The organism is Pseudomonas sp. PGPR N4 (assembly GCF_059693665.1).
The window spans coordinates 1-21,116 of sequence record NZ_JCAUKV010000002.1; the positions used below are offsets into that span (position 1 = coordinate 1).

Here is a 21,116-nt window from a genome sequence, read left to right on the forward strand (position 1 = left end):
TTTGCGAGAAACTCGTTCAACTTCAAACACTTGACTCGCTTGCGATCTCTCGTAGCGGGAGGCGAATTCTACAGCGTTACAACCTGCTGTCAACTGCCTTTTTCACCGCTGACGATCTTTCGATCGAAGCCCTTGCAGCATCTCTGAAACTTCTAACTTATTGAATCTCAAGGAGTTTTCCGTTCCAACTACGCTGGAAGTGGGGCGCATTATAAGCGCTTACAGAAACCCGTCAACCGTTATTTCATAATTGCATAACATTAAGCAAAAGCGGCCCTTCGGGCTCACAAAGCACAAACAAAACGGGGAGGCCCAAAGGCCTCCCCGCTCATACCCTGCCCCAGTTACAAGCTAGGGAAGGCAAACTGCGATGCTTCATGGCTCTTGCGCTGCGGCCAGCGCTGAGTAATGGCTTTACGACGGGTATAGAAGCGCACACCGTCCGGGCCATAGGCATGCAGGTCGCCAAACAGCGAACGCTTCCAGCCGCCGAAGCTGTGATATGCAACAGGTACCGGCAGCGGCACGTTGACACCGACCATGCCCACTTCGATCTCGTCGCAGAACAGCCGAGCCGCTTCGCCGTCACGGGTAAAGATGCAGGTGCCGTTGCCATACTCGTGATCGTTGATCAACTGCATGGCCTGCTCCAGGCTGTCGACGCGCACCACACACAGCACCGGGCCGAAGATCTCTTCTTTATAGATGCGCATTTCTGGCGAGACATTGTCGAACAGCGTGCCGCCGACAAAGTAGCCATCCTCGCAGCCTGCAACACGCAGGTCACGACCATCGACCACCAGTTTGGCACCCGAGGCAACGCCGTCATCTATATAGCCAAGTACCTTGTCGCGCGCCGCAGCAGTTACCAGCGGCCCCATGTCCAGACCACAGGAAGTTCCAGCGCCGATCTTCAGCGCGCGGATCTGCGGTTCAAGCTTGGCGATCAGCGCATCGGCTGCCTGGTCACCCACGCATACTGCGACGGAAATGGCCATGCAGCGCTCGCCGCAAGAACCATACGCCGCACCCATCAGCGCGCTGACCGCGTTATCCAGGTCGGCATCCGGCATCACCACCGCGTGGTTCTTGGCGCCGCCCAGAGCCTGTACACGCTTGCCGCGCTTGGTGCCTTCGGCATAGATGTATTCGGCAATCGGCGTCGAGCCAACAAAACTCAGGGCTTTCACCTCTGGCGCTTCGATCAGCGCATCGACCGCTTCCTTGTCACCATGCACCACGTTGAGGATGCCCTTGGGCAGGCCAGCTTCGAGCAGCAGCTGGGCGATATACAGCGTCGAGCTTGGATCACGCTCGGACGGCTTGAGGATGAACGCGTTGCCACAGGCGATCGCCAGCGGGTACATCCACAGCGGGACCATGGCCGGGAAGTTGAACGGAGTGATACCGGCAACCACGCCCAATGGCTGGAAGTCCGACCAGGCATCGATGTTCGGGCCGACGTTGCGGCTGTACTCGCCTTTGAGCACTTCCGGGGCGGCACAAGCGAACTCGACGTTCTCGATACCACGCTTGAGTTCGCCGGCAGCGTCTTCCAGGGTCTTGCCATGCTCTTCGCTGATCATCTGCGAGATCTTCGCTTCGTTCTGCTCAAGCAACTGCTTGAAGCGGAACATCACCTGGGCGCGCTTGGCCGGCGGGGTGTTGCGCCAGGCCGGGAAGGCCGCCTTGGCCGAATCGATCGCCTCTTGCACGGTGGCACGGCTGGCCAGTTCGACCTTGCGTACGGCCTGACCGGTAGACGGGTTGAAGACATCGGCGGTGCGTTCGCCCTTGGAAACCAGTTCGCCGTTGATCAGGTGCTGAACAATGCTCATGCATAACTCCAGAAACAGGAAGGAAGGATCAGGCGCGCCGGTGCACACCTGCCGTCAAAATCAGACAGATCAATCGATCTGGTTGAGGGTCTCGCCCACCGCGTCGAACAGGCGGTCGAGCTCCTGCGGCTGGGTGTTGAAGGTCGGGCCGAACTGCAGGGTGTCGCCGCCGTAGCGCACGTAGAAGCCTTTTTGCCACAGCTTCATCGCCACTTCGTAAGGACGCACAATGGCATCGCCGTCACGTGCCGCGATCTGGATCGCGCCGGCCAGGCCGTAGTTACGGATGTCGACGATATTCTTGGTGCCTTTGACGCCATGCAGCAGGTTCTCGAAGTGCGGCGCCAGCTCGGCGGCTGACTGCACCAGGTTCTCTTTCTGCAGCAGGTCCAGCGCCGCGATGCCGGCAGCGCACGCCACCGGGTGCGCCGAGTAGGTGTAGCCGTGAGGGAATTCCACAGCGTACTCAGGCGTCGGCTGATTCATGAAGGTGTGGTAGATCTCGCTGCTGGCAACCACTGCGCCGAGAGGGATGGCGCCGTTGGTGACCTGCTTGGCGATGCACATCAAGTCCGGGGTGACGCCGAACGCTTCGGCACCGGTCATGGCGCCCATGCGGCCGAAACCGGTGATCACTTCGTCGAAGATCAGCAGAATATTGTGCTGGGTGCAGATTTCACGCAGGCGCTTGAGGTAACCCTTCGGCGGCGGCAATACACCCGCCGAGCCAGCCAGCGGCTCGACGATCACCGCAGCGATATTGGAGGCATCGTGCAGCTCGATCAACTTGAGCATCTCGTCGGCCAGGGCGATCCCGCCCTCTTCCGGCAAGCCCTTGGTGAAGGCGTTGACCGGCAGCACGGTGTGCGGCAAGTGGTCGACATCGAGCAGCTGGCCGAACATCTTGCGGTTGCCGTTGACGCCGCCCAAGCTGGTACCGGCGATGTTCACCCCATGATAGCCACGGGCGCGACCGATCATCTTGGTCTTGGTCGCCTGGCCTTTCAGGCGCCAGTAGGCACGTACCATTTTCAGCGCGGTATCGGCGCACTCGGAACCGGAGTTGGTGAAGAACACGTGATTCAGATCACCCGGAGTCAACTGGGTAATCTTTTCAGCCAGCTGGAACGACAGCGGATGGCCGTACTGGAATGCCGGCGAATAGTCGAGCACGCCAACCTGGCGCGCGACCGCTTCGCTGATTTCCTTGCGGGTATGCCCGGCACCGCAAGTCCACAGCCCAGACAGGGCATCGAAGATGCGCCGGCCCTTGTCGTCGACCAGATAGTTGCCATCGGCGGCAACGATCAGGCGCGGATCGCGCTGGAAATTACGGTTGGCGGTGTACGGCATCCAGTGCGCGTCCAGCTTGAGCTGGCTAGCGATACCGGAAGGCGCGGTTTCGGGCATGTTCATCGGGCGGTTCCTCGGCAAACGAATAGGCAACGATGGATGTTGTTGCAGCTAAATTGGCACGGCGATAAAGTCTGGAAAAGCCTACTTTTCAAATCTTCAGTTAGCAGTGGACTAAACTAATGAGCCGACGCCCCGATCCACTTGCGCAAGTCAGCGACTTCGACATCCGCCTGCTCAAGATTTACCGCAGTGTGGTCGAGTGCGGCGGTTTTTCGGCAGCGGAGAACGTGTTGGGCATCGGCCGCTCGGCGATCAGCCAGCAAATGAGCGACCTTGAGCAGCGCCTCGGCCTGCGCCTGTGCCAACGCGGCCGCGCCGGTTTTTCGCTGACCGAAGAAGGCCGCGACGTGTACCACTCGGCGCTGCAACTGCTGAGCGCCATCGAGACCTTTCGCACCGAGGTCAACGGCTTGCACCAACACCTGCGCGGCGAGCTCAATATCGGCCTGACCGACAACCTGGTGACACTGCCGCACATGCGCATCACCCATGCCCTGGCCGAGCTCAAGGACCGCGGCCCGGACGTGCACATCCAGATCCGCATGATCGCCCCCAGTCAAGTCGAGCAAGGCGTGCTCGATGGCAGCCTGCATGTTGGCGTGGTGCCGCAGGCCAGCCCGCTGTCGGGCCTGGAGTACCAGCCGCTGTACAGCGAGCGGTCGCTGCTCTACTGCGCCGTTGGCCACCCGCTGTTCTATGCCGACGACCACAAGATCGACGACGAGCGGCTCAACAGCCAGGATGCGATCGCGCCGACCTTCCGCCTGCCCGGTGAAATCCAGGCGCACTATCAGGCGCTGCACTGCACGGCGAGCGCGTCCGACCGCGAGGGCATGGCGTTCTTGATCCTGACCGGGCGTTACATCGGCTACCTGCCCGATCATTACGCCAGCACCTGGGTGCAACAAGGCCGCCTGCGGGCCCTGAAACCTGCGCAGCGCCATTACGACCTGAGCCTGAACTGGGTGACACGCAAAGGCCGGCGGCCAAACCTGGTACTGGAAAGCTTCCTTGAAAGCCTTGCTGCCACACGCTAAAGGCTTGTCACTTCGGCACAGGCAGGTAATCTGTCGGACAATCCCGTTGCCTCAGCCCGTTCGGAACCGTCCATGACCCTAGAAGTCCCAGCGCATCGCCTCTCCGCCTCGGGCAAGCCCGCCGGCCGCATTCGCCAAAAGAACGAGCAGGCGATTATCCAGGCCGCCGAAGATGAGTTTGCCCGCCACGGTTTCAAGGGCACCAGCATGAATACCATCGCCCTCAAGGCCGGCTTGCCAAAGGCCAACCTGCACTACTACTTCACCAACAAGCTCGGCCTGTATATCGCCGTGCTGAGCAACATCATCGAGCTGTGGGACAGCACCTTCAACGCCCTGAGCGTCGACGATGATCCAGGCCAGGCGCTGAGCCAGTACCTGCGCACCAAGATGGAGTTCTCGCGGCGCAACCCGCAGGCATCACGGATCTTCGCCATGGAAGTGATCAGCGGTGGTCAGTGTCTGACCGAATACTTCAGCGCCGATTACCGTGAGTGGTTCCGCGGCCGTGCCGCTGTGTTCCAGGCCTGGATCGACGCCGGCAAGATGGACCCGGTCGACCCGGTGCACTTGATCTTCCTGCTCTGGGGCAGCACCCAGCACTACGCCGACTTTTCCACTCAGATCTGCCAGGTTACCGGCCGCAGCCGCCTGACCAAGCAGGACATGGAAGACGCCAGCAACAATCTTATCCACATCATTCTCAAAGGTTGCGGCATCCAACTGCCCGCCTGACCCGGACTTATGCCATCTACCCTGCTCGACCTCTGCGAGTTTCGCGAAGAGATCCGCAAGAGCCGCTTCATCACCCTCGCCGGCCCGATCAACAGCCCTGCCGAAGCGCAGAGTTTCATCGAGCGCCACAGCGACCTCGCCGCCACCCACAACTGCTGGGCCTGGAAAATCGGCGGGCAATACCGCAGCAATGACGACGGCGAACCCGGCGGCACCGCCGGCCGGCCGATCCTCGCCGCGATCGAGGCGCAGGACTGCGATCAGGTGGTGGTACTGGTGATCCGCTGGTACGGCGGTATCCAGTTAGGCACCGGTGGCCTCGCCCGGGCCTATGGCGGCGGCGCCAACAAATGCCTGCAACAGGCGCCAAAGCGTCTGTTGGTGCAGCGCAGCGAATACACCTGCAGCTGCAGTTTCAGCGAATTAGCCTTGGTCAAACTGCGTCTGGCTGACGTTGACGGGCTGGTTCTGGATGAACAGTTCACTGCCAATGGTGTAGATCTGCGGCTGGCTATCGGGCCCAGCCATCTGCCGGCACTGCAGCAGCAACTTGCCGACCTGAGCCGCGGCAGAATTGTCCTCAGCGCGTAAATCATGGATAAAACCGCTGAAACATTACTCACAACTACTGTGCGCCTGCCTGTGGATAAGCTTGGGGCAGTCCGACCCAGGCCACGAATTACAAGGCGCGCAGAGCATTGATCATATTTTGATCACAGTTTCGTGACAGCGCTGAAAAGCTCCGCATTACAGTAAGTTATCCCCAGCCTGCAATGACAATTCGGCCGCCGGCAGGCAAAACCTGGCCCGCCCGCTTGCGCACAAATACTGTGGAGCAGCCTGTGGATAAACCGTTAGCCACTGGCTCCGGCCCTGACGGCGCAAGGCCCGTAGCCTGCTGATCATTTTTTGCACAACCGTGCATCGGCTGCCACACGCTGGCAAACTGCAGCGACTACGCTGGCAGCTCTGGTGATGGCTGCCCGGCATGCGCTACCTCTGAAGGAGTACAGAAATGACCGCAACCAAGACCGCCCTGATCATTGGCGCCTCACGAGGCCTGGGCCTTGGCCTGGTGCAGCGCCTGCACGAAGATGGCTGGAAGGTAATCGCCACCGTTCGCGACAAGGCCAACCCGGGCGACCTGGGCAGCATTGTCGGCGTGCACATCGAAACCCTCGAGATCAACAACACCGCTCAACTCGACAGCCTCAAACAGCGCCTGCACGGCGAGACGTTGGATCTGCTGTTCGTCAACGCTGGCGTCATGGGGCCGCTGCCGCAGGATCTGGAAGCGGTCAGCGAAGAGCAGATCGGCGCCTTGTTCATGACCAATGCCGTGGCGCCGATCCGCATCGCCCGCCGCCTGGCCGGGCAACTGCGCGAAGGCAGCGGCGTGCTGGCTTTCATGAGTTCGGTACTGGGTAGCGTGAGCATCCCTGATGGCGGCGAGATTCCGTTGTACAAGGCCAGCAAGGCCGCCTTGAACTCGATGATCAACAGCTACGTCGGCGAACTGCAGCGCCCCGACCTCGCCGTGCTGGCCATGCACCCGGGCTGGGTGAAAACTGCGATGGGCGGAGAAAACGCTGAAATCGACGTGTTCACCAGTACCAGCGGCATGCTCAAGCAGATCAAGGCGCACAGCGGCAATGGCGGCCTGCGCTTCATCAATTACAAGGGCGAACCATTGGTCTGGTGAATTGAAAGCTGCAGGGCGAGGCAGTAGACTCGACGCCTCGCCCCCGCGGCGAACCTGGATCAGCAGACAGGGCAAAACTGAGCTGGCTTACCTGAACCCACTTTCAGAGGAGCCGGCACCATGCCTGCGACCCGTACCTGGTTGAAATCCCCCCTTGCCATCTTCACCGCCAACGACAGCGACGCGCGCGGCGGGCTGGTTATCGAAGACGGCAAAATCGTGCAACTGCTGGCCCTGGGCGAAAGCCCTAGCATCCCCTGCTCACAGGTGTTCGACGCCCGTGAGCACGTGATCCTGCCTGGTCTGATCAACACCCATCATCACTTCTATCAAACCCTGACCCGCGCCTGGGCGCCGGTGGTCAATCAGCCGCTGTTCCCCTGGCTGAAGACTTTATATCCGGTCTGGGCACGCCTGACTCCGGCCAAGCTCGAGCTGGCCAGTAAAGTGGCCTTGGCCGAGCTGTTGCTGTCGGGCTGCACCACCGCCGCCGACCACCACTACCTGTTCCCGCAGGGCCTGGACAACGCCATTGATGTACAGGTCGAAGCAGTCCGCGGGCTGGGCATGCGCGCCATGCTGACCCGCGGCTCGATGAGCCTGGGCGAAGACGACGGCGGCCTGCCGCCGCAGCAGACCGTGCAACAGGGCGAGGTGATCCTGGCCGACAGCCAGCGACTTATCCACAGCTACCACGAGCGTGGCGAAGGCGCGCAGATCCAGATCGCCCTGGCGCCCTGCTCACCCTTCTCGGTAACCCCGGAAATCATGCGCGCCAGTGCCGAATTGGCCGCAGAGCTGGACGTGCGCCTGCACACCCACCTGGCCGAAACCCTCGATGAAGAGGAGTTCTGTCTGCAGCGCTTTGGCCTGCGTACAGTGGATTACCTGGACAGCGTCGGCTGGCTGGGCCCGCGCACCTGGCTGGCCCACGGCATCCACTTCAACCCCGACGAAATCGCCCGCCTCGGCGCTGCCGGTACCGGCATCTGCCATTGCCCAAGCTCGAACATGCGTCTTGCTTCGGGGATTGCACCCACGGTGGATCTGGAAGCTGCCGGCGCCACGGTTGGCCTCGGCGTCGATGGCTCGGCCTCCAACGATGCCTCGAACATGATCCTCGAAGCGCGTCAGGCGCTGTATCTGCAACGGCTGCGCTATGGCGCCGAACAGATCACCCCGGAACGCGCCCTGGGCTGGGCCACCCGTGGCTCGGCGCACTTGCTGGGGCGCAGCGATATTGGCCAGCTGGCGGTTGGCAAACAGGCTGACCTGGCCCTGTTCAAGCTCGACGAGCTGCGCTTCTCGGGCAGCCATGACCCGCTGTCGGCACTGCTGCTGTGCGGCGCCGACCGTGCCGACCGGGTCATGATCGGCGGCAAATGGCGCGTGATTGACGGCCAGATCGAAGGCCTTGACGTCAAAGGCCTGATCGCCGACCACCGCCAGGCCGCAGCGCAGCTGATCGCCGGTTGATATGCGCAGGCCAGGCCGGGCGCATTGCCCGGCCTGGCCCTGTAGAATGGCGACAACCGTTCCTGATCGAGATCACACACATGTACGACTGGCTGAACGCCTTGCCCAAGGCGGAACTGCACATGCACCTGGAAGGCTCGCTCGAGCCCGAGCTGCTGTTCGCCCTGGCCGAACGCAACAAGATTGCCCTGCCCTGGGCGGATGTAGAAACCCTGCGCGGCGCCTATGCCTTCAACAACCTGCAGGAGTTTCTCGACCTCTATTACCAGGGCGCCGATGTCCTGCGTACCGAGCAGGACTTCTACGACCTGACCTGGGCCTACCTGCAACGCTGCAAGGCGCAGAACGTTATTCACACCGAACCGTTCTTCGACCCGCAGACCCACACTGACCGGGGCATCCCCTTCGAAGTGGTCATGGCCGGCCTGAGCAAAGCACTGAAGGATGGCCGTGAGCAACTGGGCATCAGCAGCGGGCTGATCCTCAGCTTCCTGCGCCACCTCAGCGAAGAAGAAGCGCAAAAAACCCTCGACCAGGCGCTGCCGTTCCGCGATGCGTTCATTGCCGTCGGTCTGGACAGCTCGGAGAAAGGCCATCCGCCGAGCAAGTTCCAGCGCGTATTCGAGCGCGCCCGCAGCGAAGGCTTTGACGCAGTAGCCCACGCCGGCGAAGAAGGCCCGCCCGAGTACATATGGGAAGCCCTCGACCTGCTCAAGATCAAGCGCATCGACCACGGCGTACGCGCCATCGAAGATGAGCGGCTGATGCAGCGCATCATTGATGAGCAGATCCCGCTGACGGTGTGCCCGCTATCCAATACCAAACTCTGCGTATTCGAACACATGGGCCAGCACAACATCCTCGAGATGCTTGAGCGTGGCGTCAAAGTCACGGTCAACTCCGACGACCCGGCCTACTTCGGCGGTTATGTCACCGAGAACTTCCACGCGCTACACACCCATTTGGGCATGACCGAGGATCAAGCTCGGCGCCTGGCGCAGAACAGCCTGGACGCTCGCCTGGCCTGACCGGCAACGGTTGCCGGCAGCTCAACCCACCAGCAAGGACGGCTCTGCGCGAGCGATACGATTGATCTGCTGGATACCCAGCGGTGATATCTGCAGCCCGCGCGCACCGTCCTGTTCCTGCAGCCAGCCCGACTGCAGGAACAACGTCAGCAAGGCCTGCCCCAGGCTTCCGCCCAGATGCGGCCCCTGATCGCTCCACTCATTGCAGTGACAGATCACACAGTTGCTCAGTGGCCGCTGTGCCAAGGCCTCGATGTACACGCCGACATTGGCCAACTGCGTGCGACCTGTAAAACTCACCCGCAGCTCACCGTCGTACCCCTCCAGCCAGCCGGCAGTGACCATTCGTTGCAGCAATTCAGCCGCCAGCTCACCGCCCATATGCCCATTGCACAGGCGCGCACGGCGCATCGACAGTGGCACCTGCAGCGGTTTGACCTGGGTTACCCGCGGGCGCAAATCATTCAGATGCAGGCTGGCCAACGCCTCGACCGCCGCCCCCACAGCAGGCGTCGCCAGACGGAAATAGCGTTTGCGGCCACGGGCTTCCAGCCGCAGCAAGCCTGCCGAGGAGAGCAGGGACAAATGCGCACACGCTGAAGACGAACTCACGCCGGTCATCACCGCCAGCTCGTCGGCGGGGCGGGGCGTGCCATCGATCAACGCCCACAACATGGCGCTGCGCTTGGGGTCGGCCATCAGGCTGGCGATCTGGCTGATACTGCTGACTGCTTTCATAAGGTAACTCCCTGCTGAATCATGTCTGGGTCCATTGGCCAAACACGCCAGCGCGCTGACCTGCTTACGGTCTTGGCATAGCATTCCCTGGCAGGGAAGTCCCTCTCGCTGGCGCTGGCTGCTGGGGCCAGTATAAGCCGGGCAAAGTCCCGCGATAGCGCTTCCCGGTTCCTCTACAGACCGGACAAAGCGGTGGGTGGGGCGACCCTCGACGCATTCACCAGCAGGGCAGACCTGGCCGGCCAGAACCACCCAGCAGGCGCAAGCCTGTCTAGCCAAAGCCACAAGCGCCCTTAACGCGAGCTGAAAAGAGAAATATCCTCAGACGCTGCCGACAGCGCCTTTCCGCAAATATGGCAAACAAAAGCGAAGGATCCACTGTGGTTGCGCCTCAGCACAACTAGACAGGGCTTGTGGGAAAGGTCCACAGGCGACCGTCAGTCCGAAGCGACTCAAGGATTGGTGGCACTTGGGGGCAGCAGCGCTAGACTGAATCGGCACCTGTTCTGTGGAGGTATGCGATGAAGATCGTCGTCAGTACATCTGAACGTCACCCCAACTGCCCCTGGCAGGTTCGGCTCGACCAGCACGTGGTGAGCTTTCGCAGTGAGCGTGAAGCGCGGGCCTTTGTCGCAACATTGCAGAAGCGCCTGCAGGCCCCTCACTCGTTCAGCCTTGACGCCTGGCCTGCAAGCGCCGAGTCAGCGTCGCGACACTGACCACCAGAGCCCCGCACAGGCTGATCACCATGGCCATTGGTACCGCACTGCCATCATGCAGCAAGCTGACCAGCGCCGCCGAGCCAGCGGCAACGCTGAACTGCAGGCAGCCCATTAATGCCGACGCGCTGCCTGCGCGGTTGCCCTGACCGCTCATGGCCAACGCCGAGGCGTTGGGGATGATGCAGCCCAGGCTGGCGATGCACACGAACAACGGCAACAACAGGGGCCACAATTGCGTCGGCCGCAACGCCGCCACGCCGAGCAGGGTCAGCGCCGCCGCCAGGTACAACCACACTGCTCGCCCCAGCAATACTGCCGGGCCGCGCTTGGCCAACAACCGTGCATTGACCTGTGCAATCAGAATGAAACCCGCTGCGTTGGCACCGAACAGCCAACCATAATGCTCGGTCGGTACCCCATATAGCTTGATGAACACGAACGGCGAGCCTGCGATGTAGGCAAACATGCCGGCAATGGCGGTGCCGCCGGTCAACGCGTGGCCGATAAACACTCGGTCAGCAAACAGCCGCAGGTATTGGCGAAACGCCCCTGACAGCGGCTGGCGCGGCATATCCGCCGGCATGCTCTCGGGCAAGCCGAAGCTGATCGCCAGCAGGCAGCCTGCGCTGAACAGGCTCAAGGCCAGGAAGATCGACTGCCAGCCAGCCAGGTTGACCAATACGCCGCCAAGCATTGGCGCAAGAATCGGCGCCAGGCCCATCACCAGCATCAATTGCGAGAAGACCTTGGCCGAGGCAACCGGGTCGCACTTGTCGCTGACAATCGCCCGTGACAGCACCATCCCCGCGCAGCCACCCAAGGCCTGGACGAAGCGCGCGACAATCAACGTATCCAGATTGGGCGCATAAGCGCAGGCCAGTGAGGCCAGGGTGAACAAGGTCACTCCGAACAGCAGCGGGATGCGCCGACCAAAGCGATCGGCTACCGGGCCGTAGGCCAACTGGCCCAGCGACAGGCCAAGGAAGTACGCGGCCAGGGTAGTCTGGATGTGTTTCTCGTCGGTCAGAAAGGCCTGAGCCATGGCCGGGAATGCTGGCAGGTAAAAGTCGATCGCCAGCGGCCCGAACGCACTCAAGGCGCCGAGAATCAGCACGTAACGCAGGTTCATCAGGAATCCATTAGCAGGCTAAGCAAGCTGCCAAGTCTAACTGCAAAGGCGGATTCTGGCGAAAACCTTTGTGACAATTCCCTGCCCAGAAGCGGCACCGATGACATTCAGCAGCATGGTCGATCACCGGCACCGCTACACTCCAGCGTCGTCAGGCCGATTGCGCCTCGTAGCCTTCCTCACGAATGGCGGCAAGAATCTGTTCGCTGGCCAACTGGCTGTCGACGGTCACTTGCTTGGCAGCCAGATCCACCTCTACCTTGGCCGCAGCATCCTGCCCCTGTACCGCCGCAGTCACTGCTTTTTACACAGTGGCCACAGGTCATGCCTTGTACATTGAAAACTTGCATTGGTCAGTCTCCTTCGTGGGTTTGCCACAGTTTCAAGCTTGCCATCGGGTCAAGGTCAAGTTATGCCGTCCTCGGCCGGACTGGCAATCCGCGCCTGGCTCAGCCAAGCTGCGCCTTTGACAGTTTATGAAGCAGGAGATTGTTCATGATCAGGCCAGCACTGAGCCTTGTCGGCTTGCTCGCCGCTTTGACCGTGGTGCCTGCGGCCAGCGCCGCTGGCAACTCGGACTACAGCGTGCTGATTATTTCGCGCGAGCGGCTTGAGGTGGCGACCACCTGCGAGATCGGCGTGTACCTCAATGACCAACTGTCCGGTCGCCTGTTCCAGGAACAATCGACCTCGTTCAACCTGCCGCCCGGCCCGGTGGATATCCGCTTGCGCCTGTTGCCGGGGCAAGCCCCCGGTTGCAACCCTGGCCTGGAGAACCAGCACACTCAGCGCCTGACCCTGCAGGCCGGACAGATCAACAAGTATCGCATCGCCATGGACCACAGCGGCCTGCACCTGACCCGAGCCAGCCTGGACTATTGACCTTGCCCCTGTGGCAGGGTTGATGCTGCAGGCCTGTCCAAGGAGGCCAGCCATGTCTGCATCCACTGTTTTTGACCTGCCCATCAGCGGCATGACCTGCGCCAGCTGCGCCGGGCGTGTCGAGCGCGCCCTGCGCAAGGTGCCCGGCGCGGCGCAGGTGAGCGTCAACCTGGCAACCGAGACCGCCCGTGTCGAAGCTCCAGCGCAAACCCTGCCTGCGTTGGTCGAGGCTGTACGTCAGGCCGGCTACGAAGCATCCATGCCGGATGCCGCTGCGCCCGACCCTGATGATGCCCAGCGCCATTTGCGCAATGAGCGCCTGGCCGTGGCCGCTGCGGTGCTGCTGGCGCTGCCACTGGTGTTGCCGATGCTCCTGCAGCCGTTCGGCGTGCACTGGATGCTGCCGGCCTGGGCGCAGTTTGCCTTGGCTACGCCGGTGCAGTTCATTCTCGGCGCACGTTTTTACAGAGCAGCCTGGAAAGCCGTGCGCGCAGCCGCCGGCAACATGGACCTGCTGGTTGCGCTCGGCACCAGTGCCGGTTACGGCCTGAGCCTGTATCAATGGGCCAATGCTCCGCTAGGGGTAGAGCCGCACCTGTACTTCGAGGCCTCGGCAGTGGTCATCGCCCTGGTGCTGCTCGGCAAATACCTCGAAAGCCGCGCCAAACGCCAGACCGCCAGCGCCATCCGCGCCCTCGAGGCGCTGCGCCCGGAGCGCGCCCTGCGCGTGCTCGATGGGCGTGAGGAGGATGTGCCGATCAGCCAACTGCGCCTGCACGATCTGGTCCGAGTCAAACCCGGCGAGCGCTTCCCGGTCGACGGCGAAGTCATCGAAGGCAGCAGCCACGCCGACGAGGCGCTGATCAGCGGCGAGAGCCTGCCGGTACCCAAGCACCCCGGTGACCCGGTCACCGGCGGCGCCATCAATGGCGAAGGCCAACTGCTGGTACGCACCCTGGCACTAGGCACCGAAACGGTACTCGCGAGGATCATTCGCCTGGTCGAGGATGCCCAGGCGGCCAAGGCGCCGATTCAGAAACTGGTCGACCGGGTCAGCCAGGTGTTCGTCCCGGCGGTGCTGGTGATCGCTCTGATTACCCTGCTCGGCTGGTGGTGGTATGGCGCACCGCTGGAAACCGCCTTGATCAACGCCGTCGCCGTACTGGTAATTGCCTGCCCATGTGCGCTTGGCCTGGCGACGCCTGCAGCGATCATGGCCGGCACTGGCGTGGCCGCCCGCCACGGCATTCTGATCAAGGATGCCGAGGCGCTGGAGCGCGCCCACGCCGTCAACCGCGTGGTGTTCGACAAGACCGGTACGCTGACCTCAGGCAGCCCGCGCATTGTCCACAGCCTGGCCGCCGTTGCCGATGAAGCGCACTTGTTGCGTCTGGCCGGGGCACTGCAACAGGGCAGTGAGCACCCGCTGGCCAAAGCGGTGCTCGGCGCCTGCAGCGAACATGGCCTGGACGTGCCGCCCGTCAGCGACAGCCAGTCACTGACCGGGCGCGGCATCGCCGGCGTGGTCGAGCAACGCCAGTTGGCCCTCGGCAACCGGCGTTTGCTCGAAGACAGCCAGCTGCAACCCGGCGAGCTTGCAGGCAAAGCACAGACCTGGGAAGCCGAAGGCCGCACCCTGTCGTGGCTGATCGAACAGGCACCGCAGCCGCAGGTGCTCGGCCTGCTGGCCTTTGGTGACAGCCTCAAGCCCGGTGCCGCAGAGGCCGTGCGCAGTCTGCGCGCGCGAGGCGTCAGCAGCCACCTGCTGACCGGCGACAACCGCGGCAGTGCCAAGGTGGTCGCCGACGCGCTGGGCATCGAGGATGTCTACGCCGAAGTACTGCCGGCCGACAAAGCCGCTACCGTGACCGTGCTCAAACGCGACGGCGTGGTGGCTATGGTCGGTGACGGTATCAATGACGCCCCGGCCCTGGCCGCCGCCGACATCGGTATCGCCATGGGCGGTGGCACCGATGTCGCCATGCAGGCCGCCGGCATTACCCTGATGCGCGGTGACCCGCGGCTGGTGCCGGCAGCCCTGGAAATCAGCCGCAAGACCTACGCCAAGATCCGCCAGAACCTGTTCTGGGCCTTCATCTACAACCTGGTCGGCATCCCGTTGGCCGCGTTTGGCCTGCTCAACCCGGTGCTGGCGGGCGCCGCCATGGCCCTGTCGAGCGTCAGCGTGGTGAGCAATGCGCTGTGGCTGAAAACCTGGAAACCCGACAACGACCAGCAGGAGGCACCATGAATATCGGCCAGGCTGCCCGCCTCAGCGGGCTGAGCAGCAAGATGATCCGTTATTACGAGTCGATCGGCCTGCTTAAACCGGCGCAACGCAGCGACAGCGGCTATCGCCTCTACCAACAGCAGGACCTGCACAGCCTGGCCTTCATCAAGCGCTCACGCGATCTTGGCTTTTCTCTGGAGGAAGTCGCCAGGCTGCTGACTCTGTGGCAAGACCGTGAACGCGCCAGCGCCGATGTCAAAGCCCTGGCCAACGAGCACATCGCTGCGCTGAACACGCGCATCGAAGAGCTGGTCAGCCTGCGTGACACTCTTAGCCAGCTGGTTGCCGATTGCCACGGCGATGACCGCCCCGACTGCCCGATCCTCAAGGATCTGGCCAGCGGCAAAGCCTGCTGTAGCTAAACCACACTGCCCTGCCCAGTTTGGTATGCCGTATTAGCCCAATCACGACCGAATCGTCGCCAAACGCGACGTCGGCCAATAAATACAGGGATTTGACCTCTATAAATCGCCCACGCTGCCGATGCCCTGAAGTGCCTGTTTCATGCGTCGATAAAAAAAATACTCCGGGAGCGTGGATGAACATCAAACAAAAACTGACTTGGGCGTTTGCCGTGATTGCCGGCTTGCCCATCGTCCTCGTGGCTACCCTGGTAGTGGTCAACCTGCGCGGCGAGGCCCGCGATGATTTTCTCGACAACAGCAGCCGAGAGATTCGCCAGGTCAGCAATGCGATGAACATCTTCTTCCAGGGCATCGACCAGAACGTCAACTACATGGCCGCGCAGCCAATGGTTGCCGCCACCGGTAGCGAGCTGAACAAGTACACCAGCGCCAACCCGTCTTACACCCTGGGCGAGCAAGACGCCAAGGTGCTCGACTTCTTCACCCGCCTGGCCGACGCCCACCCGGCTTACGCCTACCTGTCCTACGGGGTCGCCGACGGCGGCTACGTCGGCTGGCCGGCCGGGCAGAAGTTCGTCAATTACGATCCGCGCCAGCGCCCTTGGTACCAACTGGCCATGGCCAACCCCGGCAAGACCATCCGCACCGGCGCCTATTACTGGGCAGCCGATGATGCCGTGCTGGTCAGCACCGTGCGCACGGTAACCAACCAGCTGGGCAGCCCCGGCGGCGTGGTCAACATCGACGTCTCGCTGAACGGCCTCACCGAAATCGTCAAGAAGATCAAGCTAGGCGAAAGCGGCTACCTGATCCTCATGGAAAACAACGGCAACGTGATGGTCGACCCACGCGACGCCAGCCACAACTTCAAGCAACTGAGCAGCTTTGGCGGCGGTTACGCCGAGCTGGCCAAGGCCGGCAAGGGCCTGGTGCAAGTCGAGATCAATGGCGAGCGCTACATGGCCAACATCTACCCGGATGAAACCCTCGGTTGGACCTTCATTGGCCTGATCCAGGAAGGCGAGGTGATGCAGACCACCACCCGCCTGACCTGGCTGATCGGCACTATTGCGCTGGTCCTGGCCGCGTTGTTCGCAATCGTCGGTGCCGCGTTCGCCAAGCTCATCGTGCGCCCGATCAACAGCGTCAGCAGCGGCCTGGAAGACATCGCCCAAGGCGAAGGCGACCTGACCCGCAGCCTGGAAGTCCGCGGCCGCGATGAAACCGCGCAACTGGCCGGCTGGTTCAACCAGTTCCTCGGCGCGATTCGCAGCCTGATCCAGCATATCGGCGCTGCCGCCGGCAAGATTCTCAGCACCTCCAGCAGCTCGACGCGCGTCTCCAACGACATGGCCGAAGCGGCCGGGCGTCAGCGCGAAGCAGTGGACATGGTGTCTACCGCCTTCCACGAAATGGTCGCCACCGCCAACGAAGTCGCCCGTTCCTGCAGCCAGGCGGCGCAGTCGGCCGACAGCGGCCAGCAGCAGGCGCGTGAAGGTCAGCAGCAGATCGATGCCGCGGTGCAGAGCGTTGATCGCCTGAGCCAGGAGATCGAGCAATCAGCGCAGTCGATCCAGCAACTGGAGCGTGACAGCAACGCGATCCAGTCGATTCTGGGCACCATCCGCTCGATTGCCGAGCAGACCAACCTGCTCGCCCTCAACGCCGCCATCGAAGCCGCCCGGGCCGGCGAGCAAGGCCGCGGCTTTGCTGTGGTAGCCGACGAAGTCCGCGCGCTGGCCAAGCGCACGGCAGACTCCACCGCCGAAATCGACGGCCTGCTCGGCAACCTCGCCAGTCGCACCGCTGAAGTTGCCCAGCAGATGCACGCCAGCCTGGATGTCTCGCAGCAGTCGGTCAGCCGGATTGGCCTGGCCCGCGACAGCTTTGGCCAGATCCGTGAGTCGGTCGACGTGATCCGCGACATGAACACGCAGATCGCCACCGCCGCCGAAGAGCAGCATCAGGTCGCGGAAGACATCAACCGGCACATCAGCCAGATCCACGGTGATGCGCAGTTGGTGGCAGAACTGGCCCAGGCCGCGCGGCAGGACTCGGAGAGCCTGGCTGGCCTTTCGAACGAGCTGGACAGCCTGGTCCGCCGCTTCCGTACCTGATCAGCCGGCCCGCGCCTGCTCTTGGCCAACCGCCGTCAGAGCAGGCGCAGCTCGCCTGGGGTCACGCCGAACATCTGCTTGAACGCGGCGATGTAAGCTGAGGTTGAGTCATAGCCACAGCCCAGCGCCGCTTCGGTGACACTCTCCCCGGCTTCCAGCAACGCCAGGGATGACAGCAGCCGCATGCGCTGACGCCAGACCCGAAAGCTCAGGCCGGTCTCGCGCTGCAACAGGCGCATCACGGTCTTCTCCGAACAGCCCAACTGCAGCGCCCAGTCTTGCAGGGTCTGCGTCTGATCCGGCGCGGCAATCAGCTGGTTGCACAAGCGCAGCAGGCCAGGATGACGCGGCAGCGGCAAACTGAAGCCGACTTCCGGCAGCCCGCGTAACTGATCGAGCAGCACCGCGACCAAGCGCGCCTCTGCGCTATCTTCCTCTGGATAATGCGCAGGCAGCAGGCAGAACTGCTTGATCAGCTCGCGCGCCAGGGGCGTGACTTCAAGTACCCGGCATTGCGCGCTGGCCCACGGGCAGGCATCGCGGCGCACATATAGGCTGCGCATCTCGGCTTGCATCGAGGTGGCGACATCGTGCTCGAGATCAGCCGGGATCCACACGCCCCACTGCGGCGGGGCGAAGTAGCTGCCGTCGCTGGTATAGACGCTCAAGACTCCACTGATGGCGTAGGAAAACTGCACCCAGTCATGCCGATGGCGAGTGGTCCATGAGCCGGCGCCGAGGCTCTCGGCGCGGGCATAGACGGGGCGTGGCAGGCGCTCCAGCGTAGGGATGGGGCGCGGGGCGGTCAGTTGTCCGTTGCTCGGCATGGTGTCAATCTAGTTGTTCTGATCAGACAAGCCTAACAGGTTTGCCCGAGCAGCCAGCCCAGGCTCAACGCTCGACGATCATGGTCAAGCCCTGGCCGCCCGCCGCGCAGATCGAAATCAAACCGCGACCCTTGCCGGCCGTTGCCAGAAGCTTGGCCATGTTCGCCAGCACCCGACCGCCGGTTGCGGCAAACGGATGCCCCGCTGCCAGCGAACTGCCTTTGACGTTCAACTTGCTGCGGTCGATTGGCCCCAGCGCCGCGTCCAGCCCCAACCGCGTGCGGCAATACTCGTCATCTTCCCAGGCTTTGAGCGTGCACAGCACCTGGGCGGCAAACGCCTCGTGGATTTCGTAGTAGTCAAAGTCCTGCAAGCTCAGGCCATTGCGCGCCAGCAGACGCGGCACGGCATACACCGGCGCCATCAGCAGGCCTTCCTGACCTTTGACGAAGTCCACCGCCGCGCTCTCGCCATCGACCACATAGGCCAGCACCGACAGGCCTTGCTCGGCTGCCCATTGCTCGCTGCCCAGCAGCACCAGCGAGGCGCCGTCGGTCAACGGCGTCGAGTTGCCGGCAGTGAGGGTGCCGAGGCCGCTGCGATCGAACGCCGGCTTCAATTTGGCCAACTGCTGCTGGCTCAGCTCCGGGCGCAGGTTGTTGTCGCGGCTCAAGCCCAGGTAAGGCGTGAGCAAGTCATCGTGCCAACCCTCGGCGTAAGCTGCAGCCAGCTTCTGGTGGCTGTGCAGGGCCAATTCGTCCTGGGCCTCGCGACTGATTTGCCAGGTCTGCGCCATGCGCTCGCAATGCTCACCCATCGACAACCCGGTACGCGGCTCGCCGATGCTCGGCAAGGCCGGTTTGAGGTCGGCCGGGCGCAATTGCAGAAACGGTTTCAGGCGCTCGGCCAGGTTTTTGCCACGACCGGCCTGCAGGAGAATCCGCCGCAAGCCTTCACTGACCGCGATCGGCGCATCCGAGGTGGTGTCGACGCCACCGGCAATACCACTGTCGATCTGCCCAAGGGCAATCTTGTTGGCCACCAGCAAAGCAGCCTCGAGGCCGGTACCACAGGCCTGCTGAATATCGTAGGCCGGGGTTTGCGCCGACAAGCGTGAGCCGAGCACACATTCGCGGGTCAGGTTCATGTCGCGTGAATGCTTGAGCACCGCCCCGGCGACCACTTCACCCAGGCGCAGCCCGTGCAGACGGTAGCGCTCAAGCAGGCCTTCGAGGGCAGCGGTTAGCATCGCCTGGTTGCTGGCCTTGGCGTAGGCGCCATTGGAGCGGGCGAACGGGATTCGATTGCCGCCCAGAATTGCGACCCGGCGAGATGAACGCATGCGGTTATTCCTCCTGAAACAATTTGATCCGTACAGACTAGGTGTTTTTAACCCGGTCGAACGACCGTTACATAAACTTGGTCCACACTTGCATGCTTGCCTTACGGGAGACCCGCAATGACTGACCGCTACCTCGGCTTCGCCAACTCCAACCTGGGCCGTCGCCTGGTCGACGCCCTCGGCCTGCCGCAACCAGCACCGCTGGAGCGCTGGCAGGCTGGCCGCCTGCGCCCGGTCGAGGGCGCGCTGGTGTTGGGCGGCGGGCCGCTGGCCAATCGGGTCGAAGCCATTGCCGCTCGGCTCACCGACGAACTCTACAGCTTTGCCGGCGATGGGCTGCAAGCGCAGCCTTGGGTAGCGGGCCTGGGGCCCAAGCTCAAGGCTGTGGTGTTCGACGCCAGCCATTTGTCCGACAGCGATCAGCTCTGCCAGTTGCGCGAGTTTTTCCAGCCGCTGCTACGCAGCTTGGCGCCAAGTGCCCATGTCGTCATCCTTGGGCGCGCTCCGGAGAGCCTCGGCGATCCGCTGGCCAGCGTCGCCCAACGCGCGCTGGAAGGCTTCAGCCGCTCGCTGGGCAAAGAGCTGCGCAACGGCGCCACCGCGCAGTTGCTGTATGTCAGCGAAGAGGCCGACGAGCAGCTGGAAGGCGCATTACGCTTCTTCCTGTCGCCCAAGAGCGCCTTTATTTCTGGCCAGGTGTTGCGCCTCCAAGGCTGCGCCAGCCAGGTACAGGACTGGACCCGCCCGCTGGCCGGGCGTCGCGCCTTGGTCACCGGCGCTGCCCGTGGCATCGGCGCGGCCATTGCGCAAACCCTCGCTCGAGATGGCGCCGAGGTGACCCTGCTCGACGTGCCGCAGGCCCGCCAGGACCTCGAAGCACTCGCGGCACGCCTGGGTGGCCGCGCCCTGGCGCTGGATATCTGCGCCAGTGATGCCGCCGAGCAGCTGCTGGCAGGCTTGCCCGAAGGTATCGACATCGTCGTGCACAACGCTGGCATCACCCGCGACAAGACCCTGGCCAACATGACCCCGGATTACTGGGACGCAGTCATGGCAGTCAACCTCAAGGCGCCGCAGGTGCTGACCCAGGCGCTGCTGGACGCCGGCGCGCTCGGCGACAACGCGCGGATCATCCTGCTCGCGTCGGTCAGCGGCATCGCCGGCAACCGCGGCCAGTCCAACTACGCCGCCAGCAAGGCCGGCTTGATCGGTCTGGCCCAGGCCTGGGCGCCTATCCTGGCCAGCCGCGGCGCCAGCATCAATGCCGTAGCACCTGGGTTTATTGAAACGCACATGACCGCATCGATGCCGATGGGCCTGCGCGAGGCTGGCCGGCGTCTGAGTTCGCTGGGCCAGGGCGGGCGCCCGGAAGACGTTGCCGAAGCGGTTGCCTGGCTTAGCCAGCCCGGCTCCGGCGCAGTCACCGGCCAGGCCCTGCGGGTATGTGGCCAGGCCTTGATGGGAGCATGAGC

The 21,116-nt window shown here is 63.0% G+C and carries 18 protein-coding genes and 2 pseudogenes; 13 read left to right on the plus strand and 7 right to left on the minus strand.

What is annotated here, in order from left to right; all coding sequences use genetic code 11:
* Positions 1-344: 344 nt before the first annotated feature.
* Together AC58X1_RS09690 and aptA are read right to left on the minus strand one after the other, a co-directional pair.
* The gene (locus AC58X1_RS09690) at positions 345-1,838 is read right to left on the minus strand and encodes a CoA-acylating methylmalonate-semialdehyde dehydrogenase (RefSeq protein ID WP_101316178.1); all 1,494 of its coding nucleotides are present in this window, start codon (positions 1,836-1,838) and stop codon (positions 345-347) included.
* Between the two features lie 69 nt (positions 1,839-1,907).
* On the minus strand, positions 1,908-3,254 hold the full coding sequence (gene aptA, locus AC58X1_RS09695) for an omega-aminotransferase AptA (RefSeq protein WP_103435945.1): 1,347 nt from the start codon (positions 3,252-3,254) through the stop codon (positions 1,908-1,910).
* A gap of 119 nt (positions 3,255-3,373) precedes the next feature.
* Here aptA and AC58X1_RS09700 point away from each other — a divergent pair, with 119 nt between their 5' ends.
* The 6 genes from AC58X1_RS09700 (at position 3,374) to AC58X1_RS09725 (ending at position 9,232) form a co-directional block, all read left to right on the plus strand.
* Positions 3,374-4,291, plus strand: coding sequence for a LysR family transcriptional regulator (locus tag AC58X1_RS09700; protein ID WP_101316174.1), 918 nt, complete (start codon positions 3,374-3,376; stop codon positions 4,289-4,291).
* Between the two features lie 72 nt (positions 4,292-4,363).
* Complete coding sequence (locus AC58X1_RS09705; RefSeq protein WP_101316172.1) at positions 4,364-5,026, plus strand: TetR/AcrR family transcriptional regulator; 663 nt, start codon at positions 4,364-4,366, stop codon at positions 5,024-5,026.
* A gap of 9 nt (positions 5,027-5,035) precedes the next feature.
* Positions 5,036-5,617: an IMPACT family protein gene (locus AC58X1_RS09710; RefSeq protein WP_101316170.1), complete on the plus strand. Its 582-nt coding sequence runs from the start codon at positions 5,036-5,038 to the stop codon at positions 5,615-5,617.
* A 424-nt stretch (positions 5,618-6,041) separates the two neighbouring features.
* A complete protein-coding gene (locus tag AC58X1_RS09715; protein ID WP_103435941.1) occupies positions 6,042-6,728 on the plus strand; it encodes an SDR family oxidoreductase in 687 nt (228 codons plus the stop codon).
* Between the two features lie 120 nt (positions 6,729-6,848).
* A complete protein-coding gene (locus AC58X1_RS09720; RefSeq protein WP_101316166.1) occupies positions 6,849-8,204 on the plus strand; it encodes an 8-oxoguanine deaminase in 1,356 nt (451 codons plus the stop codon).
* An 80-nt stretch (positions 8,205-8,284) separates the two neighbouring features.
* Entirely contained in the window at positions 8,285-9,232 is a 948-nt protein-coding gene (locus AC58X1_RS09725; protein WP_103435940.1) for an adenosine deaminase, read from the plus strand.
* A 21-nt stretch (positions 9,233-9,253) separates the two neighbouring features.
* On the opposite strand, the gene AC58X1_RS09730 is transcribed toward AC58X1_RS09725, so the two are convergent.
* On the minus strand, positions 9,254-9,970 hold the full coding sequence (locus tag AC58X1_RS09730; protein ID WP_188035274.1) for an ArsR/SmtB family transcription factor: 717 nt from the start codon (positions 9,968-9,970) through the stop codon (positions 9,254-9,256).
* A gap of 521 nt (positions 9,971-10,491) precedes the next feature.
* Here AC58X1_RS09730 and AC58X1_RS09735 point away from each other — a divergent pair.
* Positions 10,492-10,689, plus strand: coding sequence for a hypothetical protein (locus AC58X1_RS09735; protein WP_101316160.1), 198 nt, complete (start codon positions 10,492-10,494; stop codon positions 10,687-10,689).
* Here AC58X1_RS09735 and AC58X1_RS09740 read toward each other — a convergent pair.
* Together AC58X1_RS09740 and AC58X1_RS09745 are read right to left on the minus strand one after the other, a co-directional pair.
* Complete coding sequence (locus AC58X1_RS09740) at positions 10,640-11,821, minus strand: multidrug effflux MFS transporter (RefSeq protein WP_188035273.1); 1,182 nt, start codon at positions 11,819-11,821, stop codon at positions 10,640-10,642. The genes AC58X1_RS09735 and AC58X1_RS09740 overlap by 50 nt on opposite strands.
* A gap of 151 nt (positions 11,822-11,972) precedes the next feature.
* Positions 11,973-12,171, minus strand: a pseudogene (locus AC58X1_RS09745) (heavy-metal-associated domain-containing protein).
* Positions 12,172-12,316: 145 nt separating this feature from the next.
* On the opposite strand from AC58X1_RS09745, the gene AC58X1_RS09750 reads away from it, so the two are divergent.
* From AC58X1_RS09750 to AC58X1_RS09770, 5 genes and pseudogenes are all read left to right on the plus strand, one after another.
* Positions 12,317-12,703, plus strand: a complete 387-nt coding sequence (locus AC58X1_RS09750; protein ID WP_188035272.1) for a hypothetical protein — start codon at positions 12,317-12,319, stop codon at positions 12,701-12,703.
* Between the two features lie 52 nt (positions 12,704-12,755).
* Positions 12,756-14,954 (plus strand): heavy metal translocating P-type ATPase, encoded by a 2,199-nt coding sequence (locus tag AC58X1_RS09755; protein WP_150571470.1) that lies wholly within the window; start codon positions 12,756-12,758, stop codon positions 14,952-14,954.
* Complete coding sequence (gene cueR / locus AC58X1_RS09760; protein ID WP_101316150.1) at positions 14,951-15,355, plus strand: Cu(I)-responsive transcriptional regulator; 405 nt, start codon at positions 14,951-14,953, stop codon at positions 15,353-15,355. Before AC58X1_RS09755 ends, cueR begins: the two co-directional genes overlap by 4 nt.
* 332 nt (positions 15,356-15,687) lie before the next feature.
* Positions 15,688-16,617: pseudogene (locus AC58X1_RS09765) on the plus strand (cache domain-containing protein); the annotation flags it as partial.
* A gap of 129 nt (positions 16,618-16,746) precedes the next feature.
* Positions 16,747-17,475, plus strand: a complete 729-nt coding sequence (locus tag AC58X1_RS09770) for a methyl-accepting chemotaxis protein (RefSeq protein ID WP_401181835.1) — start codon at positions 16,747-16,749, stop codon at positions 17,473-17,475.
* Positions 17,476-17,510: 35 nt separating this feature from the next.
* Here the strand turns inward: AC58X1_RS09770 and AC58X1_RS09775 are convergent, their stop codons facing one another.
* Positions 17,511-18,302, minus strand: coding sequence for an AraC family transcriptional regulator (locus AC58X1_RS09775; RefSeq protein WP_101316146.1), 792 nt, complete (start codon positions 18,300-18,302; stop codon positions 17,511-17,513).
* 64 nt (positions 18,303-18,366) lie between these two features.
* On the minus strand, positions 18,367-19,644 hold the full coding sequence (locus AC58X1_RS09780) for an acetyl-CoA C-acetyltransferase (RefSeq protein WP_188035270.1): 1,278 nt from the start codon (positions 19,642-19,644) through the stop codon (positions 18,367-18,369).
* A gap of 117 nt (positions 19,645-19,761) precedes the next feature.
* Here AC58X1_RS09780 and AC58X1_RS09785 point away from each other — a divergent pair, with 117 nt between their 5' ends.
* A complete protein-coding gene (locus tag AC58X1_RS09785) occupies positions 19,762-21,114 on the plus strand; it encodes a 3-oxoacyl-ACP reductase (protein ID WP_101316142.1) in 1,353 nt (450 codons plus the stop codon).
* The last annotated feature ends 2 nt before the right edge of the window (positions 21,115-21,116 follow it).

Coding starts and splice junctions, on each gene's coding strand:
- AC58X1_RS09690 (WP_101316178.1), bottom strand. CDS start 1,838: ATGAGCATTGTTCAGCACCTGATCAACGGCGAACTGGTTTCCAAGGGC.
- AC58X1_RS09775 (WP_101316146.1), bottom strand. CDS start 18,302: ATGCCGAGCAACGGACAACTGACCGCCCCGCGCCCCATCCCTACGCTG.
- AC58X1_RS09770 (WP_401181835.1), top strand. CDS start 16,747: ATGGTGTCTACCGCCTTCCACGAAATGGTCGCCACCGCCAACGAAGTC.
- AC58X1_RS09785 (WP_101316142.1), top strand. CDS start 19,762: ATGACTGACCGCTACCTCGGCTTCGCCAACTCCAACCTGGGCCGTCGC.
- AC58X1_RS09755 (WP_150571470.1), top strand. CDS start 12,756: ATGTCTGCATCCACTGTTTTTGACCTGCCCATCAGCGGCATGACCTGC.
- AC58X1_RS09720 (WP_101316166.1), top strand. CDS start 6,849: ATGCCTGCGACCCGTACCTGGTTGAAATCCCCCCTTGCCATCTTCACC.
- AC58X1_RS09735 (WP_101316160.1), top strand. CDS start 10,492: ATGAAGATCGTCGTCAGTACATCTGAACGTCACCCCAACTGCCCCTGG.
- AC58X1_RS09740 (WP_188035273.1), bottom strand. CDS start 11,821: ATGAACCTGCGTTACGTGCTGATTCTCGGCGCCTTGAGTGCGTTCGGG.
- AC58X1_RS09700 (WP_101316174.1), top strand. CDS start 3,374: ATGAGCCGACGCCCCGATCCACTTGCGCAAGTCAGCGACTTCGACATC.
- AC58X1_RS09705 (WP_101316172.1), top strand. CDS start 4,364: ATGACCCTAGAAGTCCCAGCGCATCGCCTCTCCGCCTCGGGCAAGCCC.
- aptA (WP_103435945.1), bottom strand. CDS start 3,254: ATGAACATGCCCGAAACCGCGCCTTCCGGTATCGCTAGCCAGCTCAAG.
- AC58X1_RS09710 (WP_101316170.1), top strand. CDS start 5,036: ATGCCATCTACCCTGCTCGACCTCTGCGAGTTTCGCGAAGAGATCCGC.
- cueR (WP_101316150.1), top strand. CDS start 14,951: ATGAATATCGGCCAGGCTGCCCGCCTCAGCGGGCTGAGCAGCAAGATG.
- AC58X1_RS09780 (WP_188035270.1), bottom strand. CDS start 19,644: ATGCGTTCATCTCGCCGGGTCGCAATTCTGGGCGGCAATCGAATCCCG.
- AC58X1_RS09730 (WP_188035274.1), bottom strand. CDS start 9,970: ATGAAAGCAGTCAGCAGTATCAGCCAGATCGCCAGCCTGATGGCCGAC.
- AC58X1_RS09725 (WP_103435940.1), top strand. CDS start 8,285: ATGTACGACTGGCTGAACGCCTTGCCCAAGGCGGAACTGCACATGCAC.
- AC58X1_RS09715 (WP_103435941.1), top strand. CDS start 6,042: ATGACCGCAACCAAGACCGCCCTGATCATTGGCGCCTCACGAGGCCTG.
- AC58X1_RS09750 (WP_188035272.1), top strand. CDS start 12,317: ATGATCAGGCCAGCACTGAGCCTTGTCGGCTTGCTCGCCGCTTTGACC.